Source organism: Burkholderia sp. Bp9143, assembly GCF_003853645.1.
In the GTDB taxonomy this organism is placed as follows: Bacteria; Pseudomonadota; Gammaproteobacteria; order Burkholderiales; family Burkholderiaceae; genus Burkholderia.
In genome coordinates, this window is record NZ_QTPO01000021.1 from 1 (window position 1) to 16,662 (window position 16,662).

16 protein-coding genes and 1 riboswitch are annotated in these 16,662 nt (G+C 69.1%); of the genes, 11 read left to right on the forward strand and 5 right to left on the reverse strand.

Features of this window, described 5'->3' with window-relative positions; all coding sequences use genetic code 11:
• The coding region (locus tag DIE23_RS17255; protein WP_124613246.1) for a formate dehydrogenase subunit delta at positions 1-192 on the forward strand (192 nt) is incomplete at its 5' end.
• An 8-nt stretch (positions 193-200) separates the two neighbouring features.
• On the opposite strand, the gene DIE23_RS17260 is transcribed toward DIE23_RS17255, so the two are convergent.
• A complete protein-coding gene (locus tag DIE23_RS17260; protein WP_124613247.1) occupies positions 201-1,859 on the reverse strand; it encodes an FAD-dependent monooxygenase in 1,659 nt (552 codons plus the stop codon).
• Positions 1,860-1,989: 130 nt separating this feature from the next.
• Here DIE23_RS17260 and DIE23_RS17265 point away from each other — a divergent pair, with 130 nt between their 5' ends.
• A complete protein-coding gene (locus DIE23_RS17265; RefSeq protein ID WP_409364237.1) occupies positions 1,990-3,828 on the forward strand; it encodes a tetratricopeptide repeat protein in 1,839 nt (612 codons plus the stop codon).
• Positions 3,829-3,903: 75 nt separating this feature from the next.
• Here the strand turns inward: DIE23_RS17265 and DIE23_RS17270 are convergent, their stop codons facing one another.
• The 3 genes from DIE23_RS17270 to DIE23_RS17280 all read right to left on the reverse strand — a co-directional run bounded on the left by DIE23_RS17270 (position 3,904) and on the right by DIE23_RS17280 (position 7,557).
• Complete coding sequence (locus tag DIE23_RS17270) at positions 3,904-5,199, reverse strand: MFS transporter (RefSeq protein WP_124613249.1); 1,296 nt, start codon at positions 5,197-5,199, stop codon at positions 3,904-3,906.
• 369 nt (positions 5,200-5,568) lie between these two features.
• Positions 5,569-6,273, reverse strand: coding sequence for a DUF2968 domain-containing protein (locus DIE23_RS17275; protein WP_124613250.1), 705 nt, complete (start codon positions 6,271-6,273; stop codon positions 5,569-5,571).
• A 114-nt stretch (positions 6,274-6,387) separates the two neighbouring features.
• Positions 6,388-7,557 carry a gamma-glutamyl-gamma-aminobutyrate hydrolase family protein gene (locus tag DIE23_RS17280; protein WP_124613251.1) on the reverse strand — a complete coding sequence of 390 codons (1,170 nt, stop codon included), beginning with the start codon at positions 7,555-7,557 and terminating at the stop codon, positions 6,388-6,390.
• 276 nt (positions 7,558-7,833) lie between these two features.
• Between DIE23_RS17280 and DIE23_RS17285 the strand changes: the two genes are divergently transcribed.
• The 9 genes from DIE23_RS17285 to DIE23_RS17325 all read left to right on the forward strand — a co-directional run bounded on the left by DIE23_RS17285 (position 7,834) and on the right by DIE23_RS17325 (position 15,851).
• Entirely contained in the window at positions 7,834-8,514 is a 681-nt protein-coding gene (locus DIE23_RS17285; RefSeq protein ID WP_124613252.1) for a GntR family transcriptional regulator, read from the forward strand.
• A gap of 7 nt (positions 8,515-8,521) precedes the next feature.
• Positions 8,522-9,898 carry an amidase gene (locus DIE23_RS17290; protein ID WP_124613253.1) on the forward strand — a complete coding sequence of 459 codons (1,377 nt, stop codon included), beginning with the start codon at positions 8,522-8,524 and terminating at the stop codon, positions 9,896-9,898.
• Between the two features lie 150 nt (positions 9,899-10,048).
• Entirely contained in the window at positions 10,049-10,561 is a 513-nt protein-coding gene (locus DIE23_RS17295) for a disulfide bond formation protein B (protein WP_124613254.1), read from the forward strand.
• Between the two features lie 408 nt (positions 10,562-10,969).
• Positions 10,970-11,173: a hypothetical protein gene (locus DIE23_RS39575; RefSeq protein WP_185646481.1), complete on the forward strand. Its 204-nt coding sequence runs from the start codon at positions 10,970-10,972 to the stop codon at positions 11,171-11,173.
• Positions 11,173-12,177, forward strand: coding sequence for a xanthine dehydrogenase accessory protein XdhC (gene xdhC, locus DIE23_RS17300; protein ID WP_124613255.1), 1,005 nt, complete (start codon positions 11,173-11,175; stop codon positions 12,175-12,177). The genes DIE23_RS39575 and xdhC overlap by 1 nt, the downstream gene beginning before the upstream one ends.
• A gap of 18 nt (positions 12,178-12,195) precedes the next feature.
• Complete coding sequence (locus tag DIE23_RS17305) at positions 12,196-13,221, forward strand: adenosine deaminase (RefSeq protein ID WP_124613256.1); 1,026 nt, start codon at positions 12,196-12,198, stop codon at positions 13,219-13,221.
• Positions 13,222-13,248: 27 nt separating this feature from the next.
• A complete protein-coding gene (locus tag DIE23_RS17310) occupies positions 13,249-13,650 on the forward strand; it encodes a hypothetical protein (protein WP_124613257.1) in 402 nt (133 codons plus the stop codon).
• Positions 13,647-14,969, forward strand: coding sequence for a guanine deaminase (guaD, locus tag DIE23_RS17315; protein ID WP_124613258.1), 1,323 nt, complete (start codon positions 13,647-13,649; stop codon positions 14,967-14,969). Before DIE23_RS17310 ends, guaD begins: the two co-directional genes overlap by 4 nt.
• A 94-nt stretch (positions 14,970-15,063) precedes the next feature.
• A riboswitch (yybP-ykoY riboswitch) is annotated at positions 15,064-15,200 on the forward strand.
• A 78-nt stretch (positions 15,201-15,278) separates the two neighbouring features.
• Positions 15,279-15,851 (forward strand): TMEM165/GDT1 family protein, encoded by a 573-nt coding sequence (locus DIE23_RS17325; protein WP_124613259.1) that lies wholly within the window; start codon positions 15,279-15,281, stop codon positions 15,849-15,851.
• Between the two features lie 52 nt (positions 15,852-15,903).
• On the opposite strand, the gene DIE23_RS17330 is transcribed toward DIE23_RS17325, so the two are convergent.
• Positions 15,904-16,605, reverse strand: a complete 702-nt coding sequence (locus DIE23_RS17330) for a DUF4136 domain-containing protein (RefSeq protein ID WP_124613260.1) — start codon at positions 16,603-16,605, stop codon at positions 15,904-15,906.
• Positions 16,606-16,662: the final 57 nt, after the last annotated feature.

Genomic DNA, 16,662 nt, shown 5'->3' on the forward strand with positions numbered 1-16,662 from the left:
CCCGATCGCGAAGAAGCGCTGTCCGGGATCGCCGAACACATCCGGCGCTTCTGGGAACCACGCATGCGGCGCGCGCTTCTCGCCGCGCTCGACGATCCGTCGAGCGCGGCCGGACAACGCGCGGCACCGATCGTGCGCGACGCGATCGCCGCGCACCGCGCATCGCTCGAGCCGGCCGCGACCTCCGCCTGAGCGCCCCGCTACGCGGGCACCGACATGCCCGCGAACCAGCTTTCGCAGTGGCGCAGCAGCGCGTTCGCGTCGGTGGCGGTACGGCCGCGCACCGCGATGTAGCCATCGGGCCGCAGCAGGTAGAACGACGGCCTCGAGCGACCGTATACCTGCGCAAGCCCGTCCGCGCCGTCGCTTTCGGCATCGGCGACGCGCCACGTCCGCACGGCACCCGGCATGATCCGCTCCAGCCCCTGCGCAAGCGCCTGCGCATCCGCGGGCATCGGCGGCACGTCGCCCGTATCGCCCGCGTCGACACCTGCCGGCTCCTCGAGCAGCAACAGCGTAAAGCTCGCCGGGTCGTGCAGGTCGTATAGCCGCGCGGTTCCGGGCGCCCGGCCGAGCGGCCCGTCGACCACATGCACGAGCGCGTCGGGCGCACGCTCGCCTGCGCGCGGCCCGCCGTCGAGCACGCGCTCGAGCGTGAGCGGGCTTTTCCGGTATTGCACGCCGAGCTCGCTGACGGTGCGGCGCACCGCGTCGCGCACCGGCCCAAATGACGCCAGCAACGGCACGACATGATCGCGCAGCAGCTTCATCGCGCCGTGGTCGGCTTCGACGATCTGCGTGACGAGGCCGGTCTGCCGCAATACGTCACGCTCGATCGGGTGGCGCTCCGCGTGATACGTGTCGAGCAGCCGCTCCGGCGTGCCCGCGCCCAGCACGCGCGCGAGCTTCCAGCCAAGATTGAACGCTTCCTGGATGCCCGTGTTCATGCCTTGCGCGCCCGCCGGGCTGTGAACGTGCGCGGCGTCGCCCGCGAAGAACACGCGCCCGTGACGCAGCCGGTCGACCATCCGGCTATGCAAGCGGAAATACGCCGACCACGCGAGATCGCTCGGCGCAATCGACGCGCCGACGCGCGCGCGCACGATCGCCTCGCATTCCTCGATCGTCGGGGTGGTCGGCGCATCGGGCGATGCGTCGCCGCCGGGCGGCCGGTCGGCAACGAGCCGGTAGCGGCCGCCGCCCATCGGAAACAGCCCGGCGATGCCGTCGGGCGTCGTGAACAGATGAATCTCCTCGTCCGGCCAGTCGGGTATCGCCGCGAAATCGGCGAGCAGGAAGGTCTGCTCGAACGCATGCCCGGCGAAGCCCAGGCCAAGCAGATGGCGCACCGTGCTGTGCGCGCCGTCGGCAGCGATCAGGTACGACGGCGCGAACGCCTGTTCACGACCATCGGCATCACGAATCGTCACGACGAGCGACGGTCCGCCCGCGTCGCATGCGGTGAGCGTGACGCCGCGTTCGACGGTCACGCCGAACCCGGCCAGATGCTCGGCGAGCAGCCGCTCGGTGATGCTCTGGTCGAGAAACAGCAGATACGGATAGCGCGTTTGCAGCGGATCGAAATCGAGCCGCGCAATCACGCGGCCGTCCGCATGCAGCGCGGCCGCATGGGCGCGATGACCCAGCGCGAGAAACGGTTCGACCGCGCGATGCTGCTCCAGGAGTTCGAGCGTGCGCGCCTGGATGCCGATCGCGCGCGAATACGGCGCGGGCGCGGCGAGCCGGTCGATGATGCGCACCGGCACGCGGGCACGCGCGAGACTCATCGCAGCGGCAAGGCCGGTGGGGCCTGCGCCGACGATCAGCACGGGCGGGATATCGAGTGGTGTGTCAGCCATGAGAACCTCGATGACACGCGATTGTGCAAGTCTACGCCGCTCCGCGTGACGGGGCCATATGCCGACCGGCCGATCTGGGGCACCGGCGCGCAGTGTGGGAAAATACGCGCTTTCCGTCAGTTTTCGCGTCATGGATTCCGCATTCGACCGAGCGTATGCCGCGCACCGCGCGGGCCGCCTCGCCGAGGCCGAGCACGGCTATCGCGCCGCACTCGCCACCAATCCCGCCGACGCCGACGCGCTGCATCTGTTCGGCGTGCTGCGGCATCAGCAGGGCCAGCATGCCGAGGCGGCCGATCTCGTCGGGCGTGCGGTCGAGCTGCGCCCGAACGACGCCGCGCTGCAGCTCAATCTTGGCAACGCGCTGAAGGCACTCGGCCGGCTCGACGAAGCGATCGACCGCTTTCGCAACGCGCTGACGCTCGCGCCCGAATTTCCGCTCGCGCACTACAACCTCGGCAACGCGTATGCGGCACTGCAGCGCCACGAGGATGCCGTCGACGCGTTTGCCCGCGCACTACGGCTCACGCCGGAAGACGCATCGATCCACAACAACCTCGGCAACGCGCTGAATGCGCTCGGCCGTCACGACGACGCGCTCGCCGCATTCCATCGCGCCCTCGATCTGCGGCCCGGGCATGCCGGCGCGCACAACAATCTCGCGATGGCGCTGAACGCGATGGGCCGGGCCGACGACGCAGTCGCACACTTCCAGGCGGCGATCGCCGCGCAGCCGCGCTTCGTCGCCGCACATTTCAACCTTGGCAACACGCTCGAGGCGGTCGGCCGTCATGGCGAAGCCGCCGCCGCATTCGAAGCCGCGCTCGTGCTGCACCCGCCGTTCCCGCTTGCCCTCTTCGGGCTCGCGAACGCACTGTGCGCGCAGGCACGCCAGCGCGAAGCGCTGCCCTACTACGAACGCGCGGTCGGCCTCGATCCGTCGTTCAGTCTCGCGTGGCTGAACCTCGGCAACGCGCATCACGCACTCGGCGCGCACGAGATGGCGCTGCGCGCGTTCGACCAGGCGTTGCGCGTCGCCCCCGACCTGAAACTCGCGCAACTGCACCGCGCCGTCACGCTGCTGACGCTGGGCGACTTCACTCGCGGCCTGCCCGCGTACGAAACGCGCCACGACACGCCGGGCGCGACGCCGCTCGGCACGCTGCCGCGCTGGCAGGGCGAGCCGATTGCGTCGCGCACGCTGCTGATCCGCGCGGAACAGGGCTTCGGCGACACGCTGCAGTTCGTCCGCTTCGTGCCGCTGGCCCGCGCGCGCTGCGCGCGCGTCGTGCTCGAAGTGCAACCCGAACTCGTCGCGCTGCTCGCACCGGCCGCGGCGCGCTGGCGCGTGACGCTCGTCGCGCAAGGCGCCGCAAAGCCGCTGCCGGCGGACGTCGCGTGCACACTGATGAGCCTGCCTTTCCTGCTCGGCCTGCAGCCGGCCGACATCGTCGCGGGCACACGCTACCTCGATGCGCCGGACGGCGCGCTCCGGCGCTTTCGCGGCTCGCTGGGCGGCCAGTCGAAGCGCAAGTTCGGCCTTGCATGGACGGGACGCCGGCAGGCACAGGAAAACCGCTCTATGCCGTTCGACGCGCTCGCGCCGCTGCTCGCGCTGCCGGACATCGACTGGGTCGTGCTGCAGCCGGCGCTCGACGACGACGAACGGGCGCGCGTCGATGCGCATCCTCGCGTGCATCGGCTCGACGGGCGGTTGAACGACTTCGCCGACACGGCCGCGCTGATCGAACGGCTCGACGGCGTCGTCACGATCGATACGGCGGTCGCGCACCTCGCGGGCGCACTCGGCAAGCCACTGTGGATCATGCTGCCGTTCGCACCCGACTGGCGCTGGTTCACCGGCGACGACTGTCCGTGGTATCCGCACGCCAGGCTCGCCCGCCAGTCCGCACCGGGACAATGGCTCGACGTGGCGGCGGCGGTCGCCGGCGCGCTGCGCGACGCCTGAATATCCGGACGCAGACAAAAAAGGGAGCGCGGTGCGCTCCCTTTTTTCATTCGACGTGATGCGATACGGGCGACGTCAGGCCGCGTTGTACTGGTTGCGCGATTCGGGCGTGCGATACAGCACGAGCGTCGCGATCAATCCGCAGATCGCGGCGACGCTCAGCCACAGCCCCGGTGCCGCCTTGTTGCCCGTCTGGTGGATCAGCAACGTCGAGATCGCCGGCGTGAACCCGCCGATCGTCGTCGCGAGACTGTACGCGAGCGAGAAGCCGGCCGTGCGAACGTCGGCCGGCATCACTTCGGTCAGCGCGACGACCATCGCGCCGTTGTACGAACCGTACAGGAACGACAGCCACAGCTCGACCGCCAGCAGCCGCAGGAACGACGGATCCGCCACGAGCCACAGCACGGCCGGGTAGGCCGACAGCAGCGTGAGCACCGTGAACGCGATCAGCACGGGGCGGCGGCCGATGCGATCCGACAGCGCGCCGGACAGCGGCAGCCAGACGAGATTGGACAGGCCGACGCAGACGGTCACGACGAGTGCGTCGAGCGACGACAGGTGCAGCACTTCCTTGCCGAACGTCGGCGTGTATGCGGTGATCATGTAGAACGACACCGTCGTCATGATCACCATCCCCATGCCGGCGATCACGACGCCCCAGTTCTCGAGCATCGAACGCATGATCTCGCCCATCGTCGGACGGTGACGCTTCGCGAGGAATGCGTCGGTTTCCTTCAGCGACCGACGGATCAGGAACAGGAACGGGACGATCAGGCAGCCGATCAGGAACGGAATGCGCCAGCCCCACGCGGTCATGTCCTCGGCCGGCAGCGCGCGGTTCAGCAGCACGCCGACGAACGCGGCGAACACGACCGCCACCTGCTGGCTGCCCGATTGCCACGACGTATAGAAGCCCTTGTGACCCTTCGTCGCGATCTCCGACAGGTAGACCGACACGCCGCCGAGCTCGACGCCCGCGGAAAAGCCCTGCAGCAACCGGCCGAGCAGCACGAGCACCGGCGCGAGCACGCCGATCGTCGCGTAACCGGGTATCGCGGCGACCGTGAGCGTGCCGAGCGCCATCAGCCCGAGGGTCAGGATCAGCCCCTTGCGGCGGCCGTGATGGTCGATGTACGCGCCGAGCACGATCGCGCCGACCGGGCGCATCAGGAAGCCCGCGCCGAACACCGACAGCGACAGCATCAGCGACGCGAACGCGTTGCCGCTCGGAAAGTAGGTTTTCGCGATGGCCGACGCGTAATACCCATAGACCATGAAGTCGTACATTTCCAGGAAGTTGCCGCTGACGACCCGGAACACGGTCCGGACTTTCGATTCCTGCGCGACGGCGTGCGTTGCCGTGGACATGTTGTTCTCTCGGCTCGGATGGCGCGACAGTCACGCCGTGTGGATCCGACGATGCGTGTCGCGCCGGCCCGGCGCGCACGGACATCGCTGCCAGCCGGCGGCACGTCGTGCAACGATGTGCGTACCGGCATGGCCCGCGAATGATGCCACGCGAAGCCGACGGTTGCCTTGTAGCGCGCCTGCGGTTGCCGTCGCCGCCCTCGACCCGTACGAATCTTCTCGAAAGGCGCACCGGAATCCGATTGATCCGATCGACTGATAGCCCCGGCACGTTCCCCTGCTGACGCCCACCCGATAAAAAACCCGGCGAAGCAGGCTTCGCCGGGTTTTTTATCGGGTGGGCGTCGATCCAGCTGGATCGATACCAGGTCACTTGCGCGCGGGCAACCCCGTTTCGGCCTGCCGCTCGAGTTGCCGCACCTGCTCCTGCAGATCGCGCAACTGCAACTGCGCCGCCCGCTTCTCGACCTGCAGCGCCCGCGTCTGCTCCTGCACCGACTTCTGCCGCTGCGCCACCTCGGCCTGCTGGCTGCGTGCGACGCTCAGATCGGCCTGCAGTTGCTGCGCGCGATTCGCCTGCAGCGCGATCACGCGTTCGAGGAACGTCTTCTGCGCCTGCAGTTCGGTACGATGAATTTCGACGTCCGCGAGTTGCATCGTCTGCTGGACGAAGTTCGCGTACACCCTCTCCGCACGGCTCTTATCCTGCGACTTGATCACGCGCCACAGATGCTTGTCCTGAAACAGCGCGACGTAATACGTCATCTCGCGCGGATCGAACATCAGGCTTGCGCCATAGCTGCCGTTGTAGCTGGTGCGCATCTCGACAATTCGCCCGTCGTGCAGCATCTGCGTGAGTTCGGCGACGTTGCCTTTCGCGGTGACGTTCGTGGCGGATGCCGTGGAAGCCGGCGCCGCAGTCGCGGCATCGCCGCTCAGGCTCGTCACCGCGGGGCGCGTGCCCGCGACGGGCGCGGTCGCGTCGGCGGACCACGCCGCAACCGCATGCGCGCAGGCGGCCAGCGCAACGATCCACGTTGCGCATCGTGCAGGGGAAAAATCTTGGAAGGCCAACGTCAGACTCCGGCGAACGCATCGGGAGTCGCGACTATCGTTCAAAACCAAACGGCCGCATCTCGAATTCAACGGGATGCGGCCAGCCTTCCGGTGGGGTGAGACAAGGGCCGGTTACAGGCGGGTTTCGCGTGCCGCGCGCAGGAATGCATCGAGCAGCGGCGTGCAGTCGAGCAGTTCGGCGCCGCCCGCGCGATGAAACTCCGGGTGCCATTGCACGCCGACGACGAACGGCGCGCGCCGGTAGCGAATGCCTTCGATGATCCCGTCGCCGGCCGACACGGCCTCGATGTTCAGATCGCGGCCGAGATCGCGGATCGCCTGATGGTGGATCGAGTTCACGATCGCTTCGCTACGCCCGGGGAACATGCTCGCGAGCGTCGACGAGTCCGGGAAGCGGATCGCGTGGCGATGCTGGTCGTAATGCTCGCTCACGTGCGGATTCGCGGTCGGCACGTCGGTCGCGATGTCCTGGTACAGCGACCCGCCGTACGCGACGTTGATCAGCTGGCAGCCGCGACACACGCCGAGCACCGGCTTGCCGGACTCGACGAACTCGTGGAACAGCTCGAGTTCGTACATGTCGCGCACGCGGTCGCCCGGCCATTCGGGACGCGCATCCGACGCCGCATAGGTTTGCGGCGACACGTCGGCACCGCCTTGCAGCAGCAGGCCGTCGAGATGCTTCGCGTAGTCGCGCAGGCGGATGTTGCTCGGATGCAGCATGCCCTGATGACCGACGGTCGGAATCATGAACACGAGCACGTCGCGCGACATCACCCAGTGCGCGATCGATTCCTCGAGATATTGCAGCGTCTTGCCGCGCAGCCCCTTCGCGCCCGGCTCCGGATGGAAGATCCGCGCCGACACGCCGATGCGCAGCGTGCGCTGCGTGATCCGCTGGCCGGCGCGGTCGAACATCCGGCGCGCACGCGCCGCGACGATCCGGCCGAACACCGACCACGGCGTGTCGCTTTGTTTCAGGTAAGCCGGCGGCGCATGCTGCGCGCTCGCGGGCGGCGGTCGCGGCGTATCGAAATCGGGCTGCGCGCCGAAGCCGGGCGGCGGTGCGCCGGGTTTCGGCGACGCCGCAACACCGTCGACGGCAGCACCCGGCTCACCTGGCTCGGACACGGCCGTGGCCGGCGAGACGCCGTCCACAGCGACGTTCTGCGCTGCGGCAGCCTGCGCGGCGGGCATGTTCGCCGGATCGGAACGGGAGGAATAGGAAGAAGCGGAAGAGGTGCCGGGCAGACCGGCCGGGGAAGACGTGTTTTCGCTCATGACGATGGTCTGGTACGTCGCTCGCGCGTATTGGATTGACGAGGATTCATTATGCTTCAGTGCACGATCGCGCGGTAAATCTGCAACATCCTGTCGATATTGTTGCAAGCAGTCGCATGTGGCGCCGGACACGCCATCGTACCCCGTTTGACGGCTGGAAGATCGCCCCGGTAAGCTGGACAGCAGTGATATATCACAATAATATTCATGGATCGTCCACACGCCCCTCGCCCGCGCCATGACCGCGCCCTACCCGACCACTGCGCCGCCGCCCGCATGAACGCCCTGACCGACGCCCTCCACGACCGGCCCGCCGTATCGGCGGTCAGCCTCGCCGACCGCGCGTACACGCTGATCCAGCGCGACATCATCACGATGCGCCTGAAGCCGGGCGCCGCGCTCAACGAAGCCGACCTCGTCGCACGCACCGGCATCGGCCGCACGCCCGTCCATCAGGCCGTCCACCGGCTGGTGCTCGAAGGGTTGCTGTCCGTGATGCCGCGCAAGGGGCTGATGGTGCAGCCGCTGTCGCTCGACGACATCGTCGCGGTGATCGACGTGCGCCGCATCAACGAAGCGCATTGCGTCGAACTCGCTGCCCGCCATGCAACACCCGAGGATCTCGCGCGCATTGCCGCGCTGCTCGACGACGGGCAGGCCTGCGTCGATACTCACGACGTCGAGGGCATGATGGAACTCGATCGCGCATTTCATCAGGCGATTGCCGCGGCGGCACGCAATACGGTCCTCGCGGAAATCCTGCGCGCGCTGCACGAACGCTCGCTGCGCTTCTGGTTCGTCACGTTGTCCGAGCCGCGCCACCTGTCCGACGTCCAGCACGAACACCGCGAACTGTTCGAGCGGCTGTCCGCGCGCGACGCCGCCGGCGCGCGCACGGCCGTCGAACGCCATATCGACTCGTTTCGCGCCACCCTCGTCCAACATCTTCGCCCTTGAGCCGCCCATGACCACTTTCACGCCCTTCCCCCCGCTCGCCCAGCTCGCCGCCGACCTCGCGGCCGGCCGGACCACGAGCCGCGCGCTCGTCGACGTCGCGCTCGATCGGATCGCCGATCCGTCCGGCCAGGGTGCCGCCGTCTTCACCGAGGTCGACGCCGACAACGCGCGCGCGGCCGCCGACGCGCACGATCGCCTGCGTGCCGCGGGCACCGTGCTGTCGCCGCTCGCGGGCATCCCCGTGTCGGTGAAGGACCTGTTCGACGTCGCGGGCCAGGTGACGCGCGCCGGTTCGCGCGTGCTCGACGGGGCGCCGCCCGCCAAGGCCGACGCGGTCGCGGTCGCACGGCTCAAGCGCGCGGGCGCGGTGCTGGTCGGCCGCACCAACATGAGCGAGTTCGCATTCTCGGGGCTCGGCCTGAATCCGCACTTCGGCACGCCCCGTTCGCCGTACCGCCGCGACGTGCCGGGCGACGCGCGGATTGCCGGCGGCTCGTCGTCCGGCGCGGCCGCGTCCGTCGCCGACGGGATGGCTGCGGTCGCGCTCGGCACCGACACCGGCGGCTCGATCCGCATTCCGGCCGCGCTGTGCGGGCTCACGGGCTTCAAGCCGACCGCGAGCCGGATCCCGACACAAGGCGGCGTGCCGCTGTCGACCACACTCGACTCGTTCGGCCCGATCGGCCTGACGGTTGCCTGCTGCGCACTCGTCGACCGGATGCTCGCGGGCCTCGAGCCGCACGTGCCGGCCGCGCGGCCGCTCGAAGGCGTGCGGCTCGGCGTGCTGACCAACTACGTGACGGACGGCGTCGACGCCGACGTCGCCGCAGCGCTCGACGCATCGCTGAAGCACCTCGAAGCCGCCGGCGCGATCGTCACGGAAGTGCGCTTTTCCGCGCTCGACCGGTTGCCGGACATCAACCGCTTCGGCTTCTCGCCGATCGAGGCGTACGCGTGGCATCGCCCGCTGCTCGCGCAGCACCGCGACCAATACGACCCGCGCGTGCTGTCGCGCATCCTGAAGGGCGAGCCGGCGAGCGCGGCCGACTATCTCGACCTGCTCGCCGCCCGCCACGCGATGCTGGACGAAGCGGCGCACACCGTCTGGTCGCGCTTCGACGCGCTCGTCGCGCCGACGGTGCCCGTCGTGCCGCCGCGCATCGCCGAACTCGAAGCGGACGACGCCGCGTTCACGCGCACCAATGCGCTGATCCTGCGCAACCCGAGCGCGTTCAACTTCCTCGACGCATGCGCATTGTCGTTGCCGTGCCATCCGCGCGACGCGGCGCCGGTCGGCCTGATGCTCGCGGCCGCACCGCATCGCGACGACGCGCTGCTCGCGATTGGCCAGGCGGTCGAGGCCGTGCTGAACACGATCCGGTGATCGCACGCACGGCATGAAGGCGAGGTGATGGACCGGACGAAGCGGGTGCGGCGGGGTGCCGCACGCGCGCTGTCAGTTTCGTGCCAGATCGTTCGCGCTAAAATCGCGCGATTGCTTATCGGACCGACCAACGACAGGAATCCCGCCGACATGAATGACTACACGCTCGCACTCCGCCGTGAACGCCGCCTGCTGATGCTGCTCGGCTGGGTGTGCATCGCCCTGCTGGCCGGCGCGCTGTACCTCCAATACGTAAAGAACGAAGATCCGTGCCCGCTGTGCATCATCCAGCGTTACTTCTTCGCGGCGATCGGGATCTTCGCGTTCCTGGCCGCCGGGATGCGCAACTGGCGCGGCATCTGGGTGCTCGAGCTGCTGATCGCGATCGCCGCGGCCGGCGGCGTCGGCACCGCCGCGCGGCACCTGTCGATCCAGATGAATCCGGGCTTCAGCTGCGGCTTCGACACGCTGCAGCCGATCGTCGACAGCCTGCCGCCCGCCCAGTGGTTCCCCGGCATGTTCAAGGTCGCCGGCCTGTGCGAGACGGTCTATCCGCCGATCTTCGGGATCCTCCTGCCCGGCTGGGCGCTGATCGGCTTCGCCGTGATCCTGCTTGCCGTCGCCTCGAGCCTCTGGCGCCATCGCCGCAAGCTGGCAGGTTGACTGGCCGCGCCGCGCGGTCCGGCCGACCGGTCGAGACCGCGTGGTCCGCCCTTGTTCGCCCGGCTATGCCGGCGACGTCTCTCGCGGCCGCACCCCGCCGGCCGCGCGTAAACACCTATCCCGGCCGCCGCCCGGATTTCCGGGTGACCGCGCCTCGCGCGACATCCGCGCGCACGCCCCGCCACGCATGCGTTTCGGCCCGGTGCCCGCGCATCGGCGCCCCGATCCCGCGCGGCGGGCCTATGATCGACATGATCGCTGTCTGATAGCCCGGATCACCGTCCGGCGATGTTCCCGTCGCGTTGCGGTGCTATCTTCGCGACTGGATGGCGATCTACGTGCGCGAGGCCAGGCGGTCTCACCTCCTGCGTAACGCGCGCCCGATCCGCAATGTCGACTGGATTCATCATGACAACGCAAACCATCCGCATCCGTCACCCTCATGGCGTCCGCACGTTCCGCGGCGTCGTTCGCGCGCGCCTTCGGCGCACGGCCACCGCGCTGAACCAGTCGAGCGGCCGGCCCGCCGCGCTCCCGTCCTTCCTCGTTGCCGCCGCGCCCGCCAGCCCGCGCCGCGCGTCGCGCCGCGACGTCCCGACCGGAGCGTGCTGATGGAAGCCTGGCTCGGCGATCTGCAGCAACTGCTCGCGCACGGTGAAGCGGCCGTGCTCGTGACGGTCGCGCATACCGACGGTTCCGCGCCGCGCGAGGCCGGCACCAAGATGCTCGTCACGCGCGACACGGCCCGCCATACGATCGGCGGCGGTCATCTGGAATGGAAGGCGATCGAGATCGCGCGGCACCTGCTGAAGGACGGCGCGCACGTGCCCCACGCGCGCCGGCTCGAACGGCTCGCGCTCGGCCCGAGCCTCGGCCAGTGCTGCGGCGGCGCGGTCGTGCTCGCGTTCGAGCGGCTCGACGTCGGCGACCTCGGCTGGATCATGTCGCTCGCGAAGCGCGTCGCGGCCGGCGCCGCGACCGTGCGTAGCGTATCATTCGGCCCCTTGCCGGGTGCGCCGCTGCTCAGCGAGCCCGAATCGCCCGCCGCGCGTGCCGATTGCCTGCTGTGGGAAACCGGCGGCGTGTCGCTGATGACCGAAACGATCGCGCCGCATGCGTTCCCCGTCGTGCTGTTCGGCGCGGGACACATCGGCACCGCGCTCGTGAAGGTGCTGGCGACGCTGCCGTGCCACGTGCGCTGGATCGACGGGCCCGACGCGGCGTTCCCGCCGGCCGAGACGCTCGCCGGGATCGGCAATCTCGCGATCGACGCGGTTGCCAGCCCGGCCGATGCCGTCGACGCGGCGCCGCCGCACGCGTACTTCGTCGTGATGACGCACGACCACGCACTCGATTTCGTGCTGGCCGAACGCATCCTGCGGCGCGGCGACTATGCGTACTTCGGGATGACCGGGTCGCACACCAAGCGCGTGCAGTTCGATCATCGGCTGGCAGCGATCGGCATCGACCCGGCCCAGGTCGCGCGGATGCGCTGCCCGATCGGCGTCGAAGGCATCATCGACAAGGCGCCCGAAGTAATCGCGATCTCGGTGGCTGCGCAGTTGCTGCAGGCCGTCGAGGCGAACGCGCCCGCGCAGGCTTCCCCTACCTTCTGACCGACCAAGAACAACGCCATGACCCCGACATTCAAGGACAAGATTGCCCGCGCTCCGAAAGCGGAGCTGCACATCCATATCGAAGGCTCGCTCGAGCCGGAACTGATTTTCGCGCTCGCGCAGCGCAACGGCGTGAAGCTCGCGTACGAGTCGATCGACGCGCTGCGCGCCGCGTACGCGTTCACCGACCTGCAGTCGTTCCTCGACATTTATTACGCCGGCGCGAGCGTGCTGCTGACCGAGCAGGATTTCTACGACATGACGGCCGCGTATTGCGAACGCGCACTCGCCGACAACGTCGTCCACACTGAACTGTTCTTCGACCCGCAGACGCACACCGAACGCGGCGTGCCGATCGAGACGGTGGTGGCCGGCATCGACCGCGCGCTCGCCGATGCCGAGCAGCGCGGGCTGTCGAGCAAGCTGATCCTGTGTTTCCTGCGCCACCTTTCCGAAGAGGACGCACTCGCGACGTTCGAATCCGCGTTGCCGTTGTTCGAACGCTATCGCCATCGGCTGATCGGCGTCGGCCTCGACTCGTCCGAGCTCGGCCATCCGCCGACGAAGTTCGCGCGCGTGTTCGAGAAGGCGCGCGCGCTCGGGCTGAAGCTCGTCGCGCATGCGGGCGAGGAAGGCCCGCCCGCCTACATCTACGAAGCGCTCGACGTGCTGAAGGTCGACCGGATCGACCATGGCGTGCGCAGCATCGAGGATGCGGCGCTCGTCGAACGCCTCGCGCGCACGCGCACGGCGCTGACCGTGTGCCCGCTGTCGAACCTGAAGCTGTGCGTGTTCGACGACATGGCGAAGCACACGCTGAAGGCGCTGCTCGATCGCGGCGTCGCGGTGACGATCAACTCCGACGATCCGGCCTATTTCGGCGGCTACGTCAACGACAACTACTTCGCGACGGTCGACGGGCTGCAACTGACGGACGCCGAAGTGCACGCGGTGATCCGCAACGGCTTCGAGGCGTCGTTCGTCGATGCCGCGCAGCGCGATGCGCTGATCGCGCGTCTCGATTCGTACTGGCAGGCCGCGTGACGGCCGGCATCGAGGTTCGCTAGACAGATGAAACACCGCAACGACATCCGCTTCGTGACGACCGGCTCGGCCCTGCGCCGTGCCGGCCGCATGCGCGCACCGCACGCGCACGCCGGCGTCGCCCCCGTGGCACGCGTGGCGACGGCGATGTGCGTCGTCGCGCACCGAAGCCTGTCGTTGCGGCTCGTCAGGCAGCTCGCCGCCGCGCCGGCCGCGATTGCGGTCGCCATCCTGGCGCTTGCCGCCGGGAATCCCGCGATGGCGGCCGCGGCCGCCACGCTCGCGTGCGCAATCGCAGTCCACGGCGCGCCCCCCTTCGCGCATCGCCGCATCGCGCATGCACGGGTAGCGCCTGCCATGACGTCGCCCGCGCGACACCGACCGTTTTCTTCTGTTCGCCTTACCTTGATGCAGGACCATTCGTCATGACGCAAACCGCTTTCCGTTCCCAGTTGCTGACCTTCAACGGCGACCCGGCGCAGTCGAGCCAGGCCGCGAACCACGAGACCGACGGCCTCCTGATCGTCGACGACGGCAAGGTCGTCGCGGCCGGCCCGTATGCGCGGCTCGCCGCGACGCTCGCACGCGACGCGGTCGTCCACGACCTGCGCGACAAGCTGATCGTGCCCGGCTTCATCGACACGCACATCCACTATCCGCAGACGGACATGATCGCGTCGCCGGCCCCCGGCCTGCTGCCGTGGCTCGACAAGTACACGTTCCCGACCGAGCGCCGGTTCGGCGATCCGGAGCATGCGCGCGAGGTCGCCGACTTCTTTGTCGACGAACTGCTCGCTTGCGGGACGACGAGCGCGCTCGTCTACTGCACCGTGCACAAGCAGTCGGCCGACGCGCTGTTCGCGGCGAGCGACGCGCGCGACCTGCGGATGATCGCGGGCAAGGTGCTGATGGACCGCAACTGCCCCGAGTTCCTGCGCGACACCGCGCAATCGGGCTATGACGACAGCGCCGAGCTGATCGGCCGCTGGCACGGCAACGGCCGCCAGATGTATGCGCTCACGCCGCGCTTCGCGCCGACGTCCACCGAGGCGCAACTCGAGGCGTGCGGCGAACTCGCGCGCCGCCATCCGGACGTGTTCGTGCAGAGCCACGTCGCGGAAAACGTCGATGAAGTGAAATGGGTCGCCGAGCTGTTCCCGGGCCACCGCAGCTATCTCGACATCTACGATCGTTACGGGCTGCTGCGTCCGCGCGCCGTATACGGCCACTGCATCCACCTCGACGACGAGGACCGCCGCCGGATGGCCGAGACACGCACCGTGGTCGCGCACTGCCCGACGTCGAACTTCTTCCTCGGCAGCGGGCTGTTCGACTTCGACAAGGCCGGCGAATACGACGTGCCCGTCACGCTCGCCACCGACGTCGGCGGCGGCACATCGTTCTCGATGCTGCAGACGATGAACGAGGCGCACAAGGTCGCGCGGCTGTCGGGCCACCACCTGACCGCGACGCGGATGTTCTGGCTCGCGACGGCCGGCGCCGCGCAGGCGCTCGATCTCGCCGACACGGTCGGCACGCTCGCGCCGCGCACCGAAGCCGACTTCGTCGTGCTCGACCCGCAGGCCACGCCGCTGCTCGCGCGCCGCACGAAGCGCGCGGAGTCGCTCGAGGAACTGCTGTTCGCGTTCGCGCTGCTCGGCGACGATCGTGCCGTGTACCGCACGTACGCGGCCGGCCGGCTCGTACACGAGCGCGGGGCCGTACGCCGCACCGCCGCCGCCGCGTAACTCACGCGCCTTGGCCCCACCCTGCCCCGGCGTGCGCTGCGGCGCATGCCGGGGCCGCCGAATTCGCCGTGCGCGGCACGCGCCGTGCTAGAATTCGCCGCTCATTGGGGAGTAGCCGCTCCGCTCGATGTCCCGCGCCCCCGGCGCGCATCGTGACGGAGGCGTCCGTCAACAGACTTGGCCGTTCGGCCATGGCGGGCGCAGCCACCAGGCCTGGCGAGACCGATGGTTCACTGCGCGCCGCATCAGGGCCCGGCGCGCGGCGGATCGTCGCTCGCACGCACAACATCGGCCCGTGGAACCCCATACGTGTCTCAAGCCTTCCTGATCTCCACCGGCGCCGTCGCCCTCGCTGAAATCGGCGACAAGACCCAACTGCTGTCCCTCGTGCTGGCCGCGCGCTATCGCAAGCCCGTGCCGATCATTCTCGGCGTGCTCGTCGCGACGCTGGTGAACCACGGCTTCGCCGGTGCGCTCGGCGAATGGCTCAGCGCGCTCGTCACGCCGTCGATCATGCGCTGGGCGCTCGCGTTCTCGTTCATCGCGATGGGGTTGTGGATCCTCGTGCCCGACAAGCTCGATGCCGACGAAGCCAATACGAACCGCTCGCGGCTCGGCGTGTTCGGCGCGACGCTCGTCGCGTTCTTCCTCGCGGAAATGGGCGACAAGACGCAGATCGCAACCGTCGCGCTCGCCGCGCGCTTCGAGGATTACATCGGCGTGGTGGCCGGCACGACCTTCGGGATGATGCTCGCGAACGTGCCCGCGATCCTGCTGGGCGACCGTTTCGCGCACCGCCTGCCGACGAAGCTGGTGCATGGCATCGCGGCCGTGCTGTTCGTCGTGCTGGGCGCAATGGCGTTGCTGGGCGTCGGAGTCTGACGCACGCAGGCAAGTGACGCGGCCGGGCGGCCGCGCCGGTGTCGATACCGCGTTACTTCGCGACCGCCGCGCCCGATGCCGGCACGGCCGGCACCGCACGCTCGTTGGCGGCCGGTGCGGCCGGCCCGCCGCGCTTGTCGACCGGCAGCCGCACCGTGCGGATCGCCCCGTTCGACAACGGAAACTCGGCGAGCGCGCTGCGCGCGAGGAACGGCATCGCATACAGCAGCGCGCCGTTGTCGCCCGTGGTGCGCGCGGTCACGTTATAGACCTCCTTGCCGGTCGCGCGCTCGGTGATCCGAATGCCGAGCGTGTAGTCGAAGACCTGGTAGGTCTGCGCGACGTAGCCCGTCGGCATCGGCCCCCAGGGCCCCCACGGGCCCCACGGCCCGCCCCGCCAGTACGGCCCCGGCCCCATGAACCACGGGTCGTAGTAAACCGGTTGCGGCACCGTCACCGGATCGCTGCCGACCCCGTAGGCCAGCCCGACCAGATAGCGTGCCTGCGCGGCCGGCACCTGCCGGAATGCGTACGCGGACAGTTCGTTCGCGACGATCGGCTCGTAGGTCGACTGCTCGATGCTGTGCTTCTGCGCATCGGTGCGCGTGAAGGCGTAAGTGCGTGTCGCGTCGCTGCCGCTCCAGTCGGAGAAGGCCGTGACCTGTGTCGTCACGTAGCTGGTGCAGCCCGACAGCAGCGCCACGCACAGCACCGCCGCCCAGCCCGCACCGCGTTGAATCCATTCGCGTTTCATGTCGATCCTCGTCGATCCGTCACCCGTACGTCGCACCGCGCGAACCGCACGGGATGC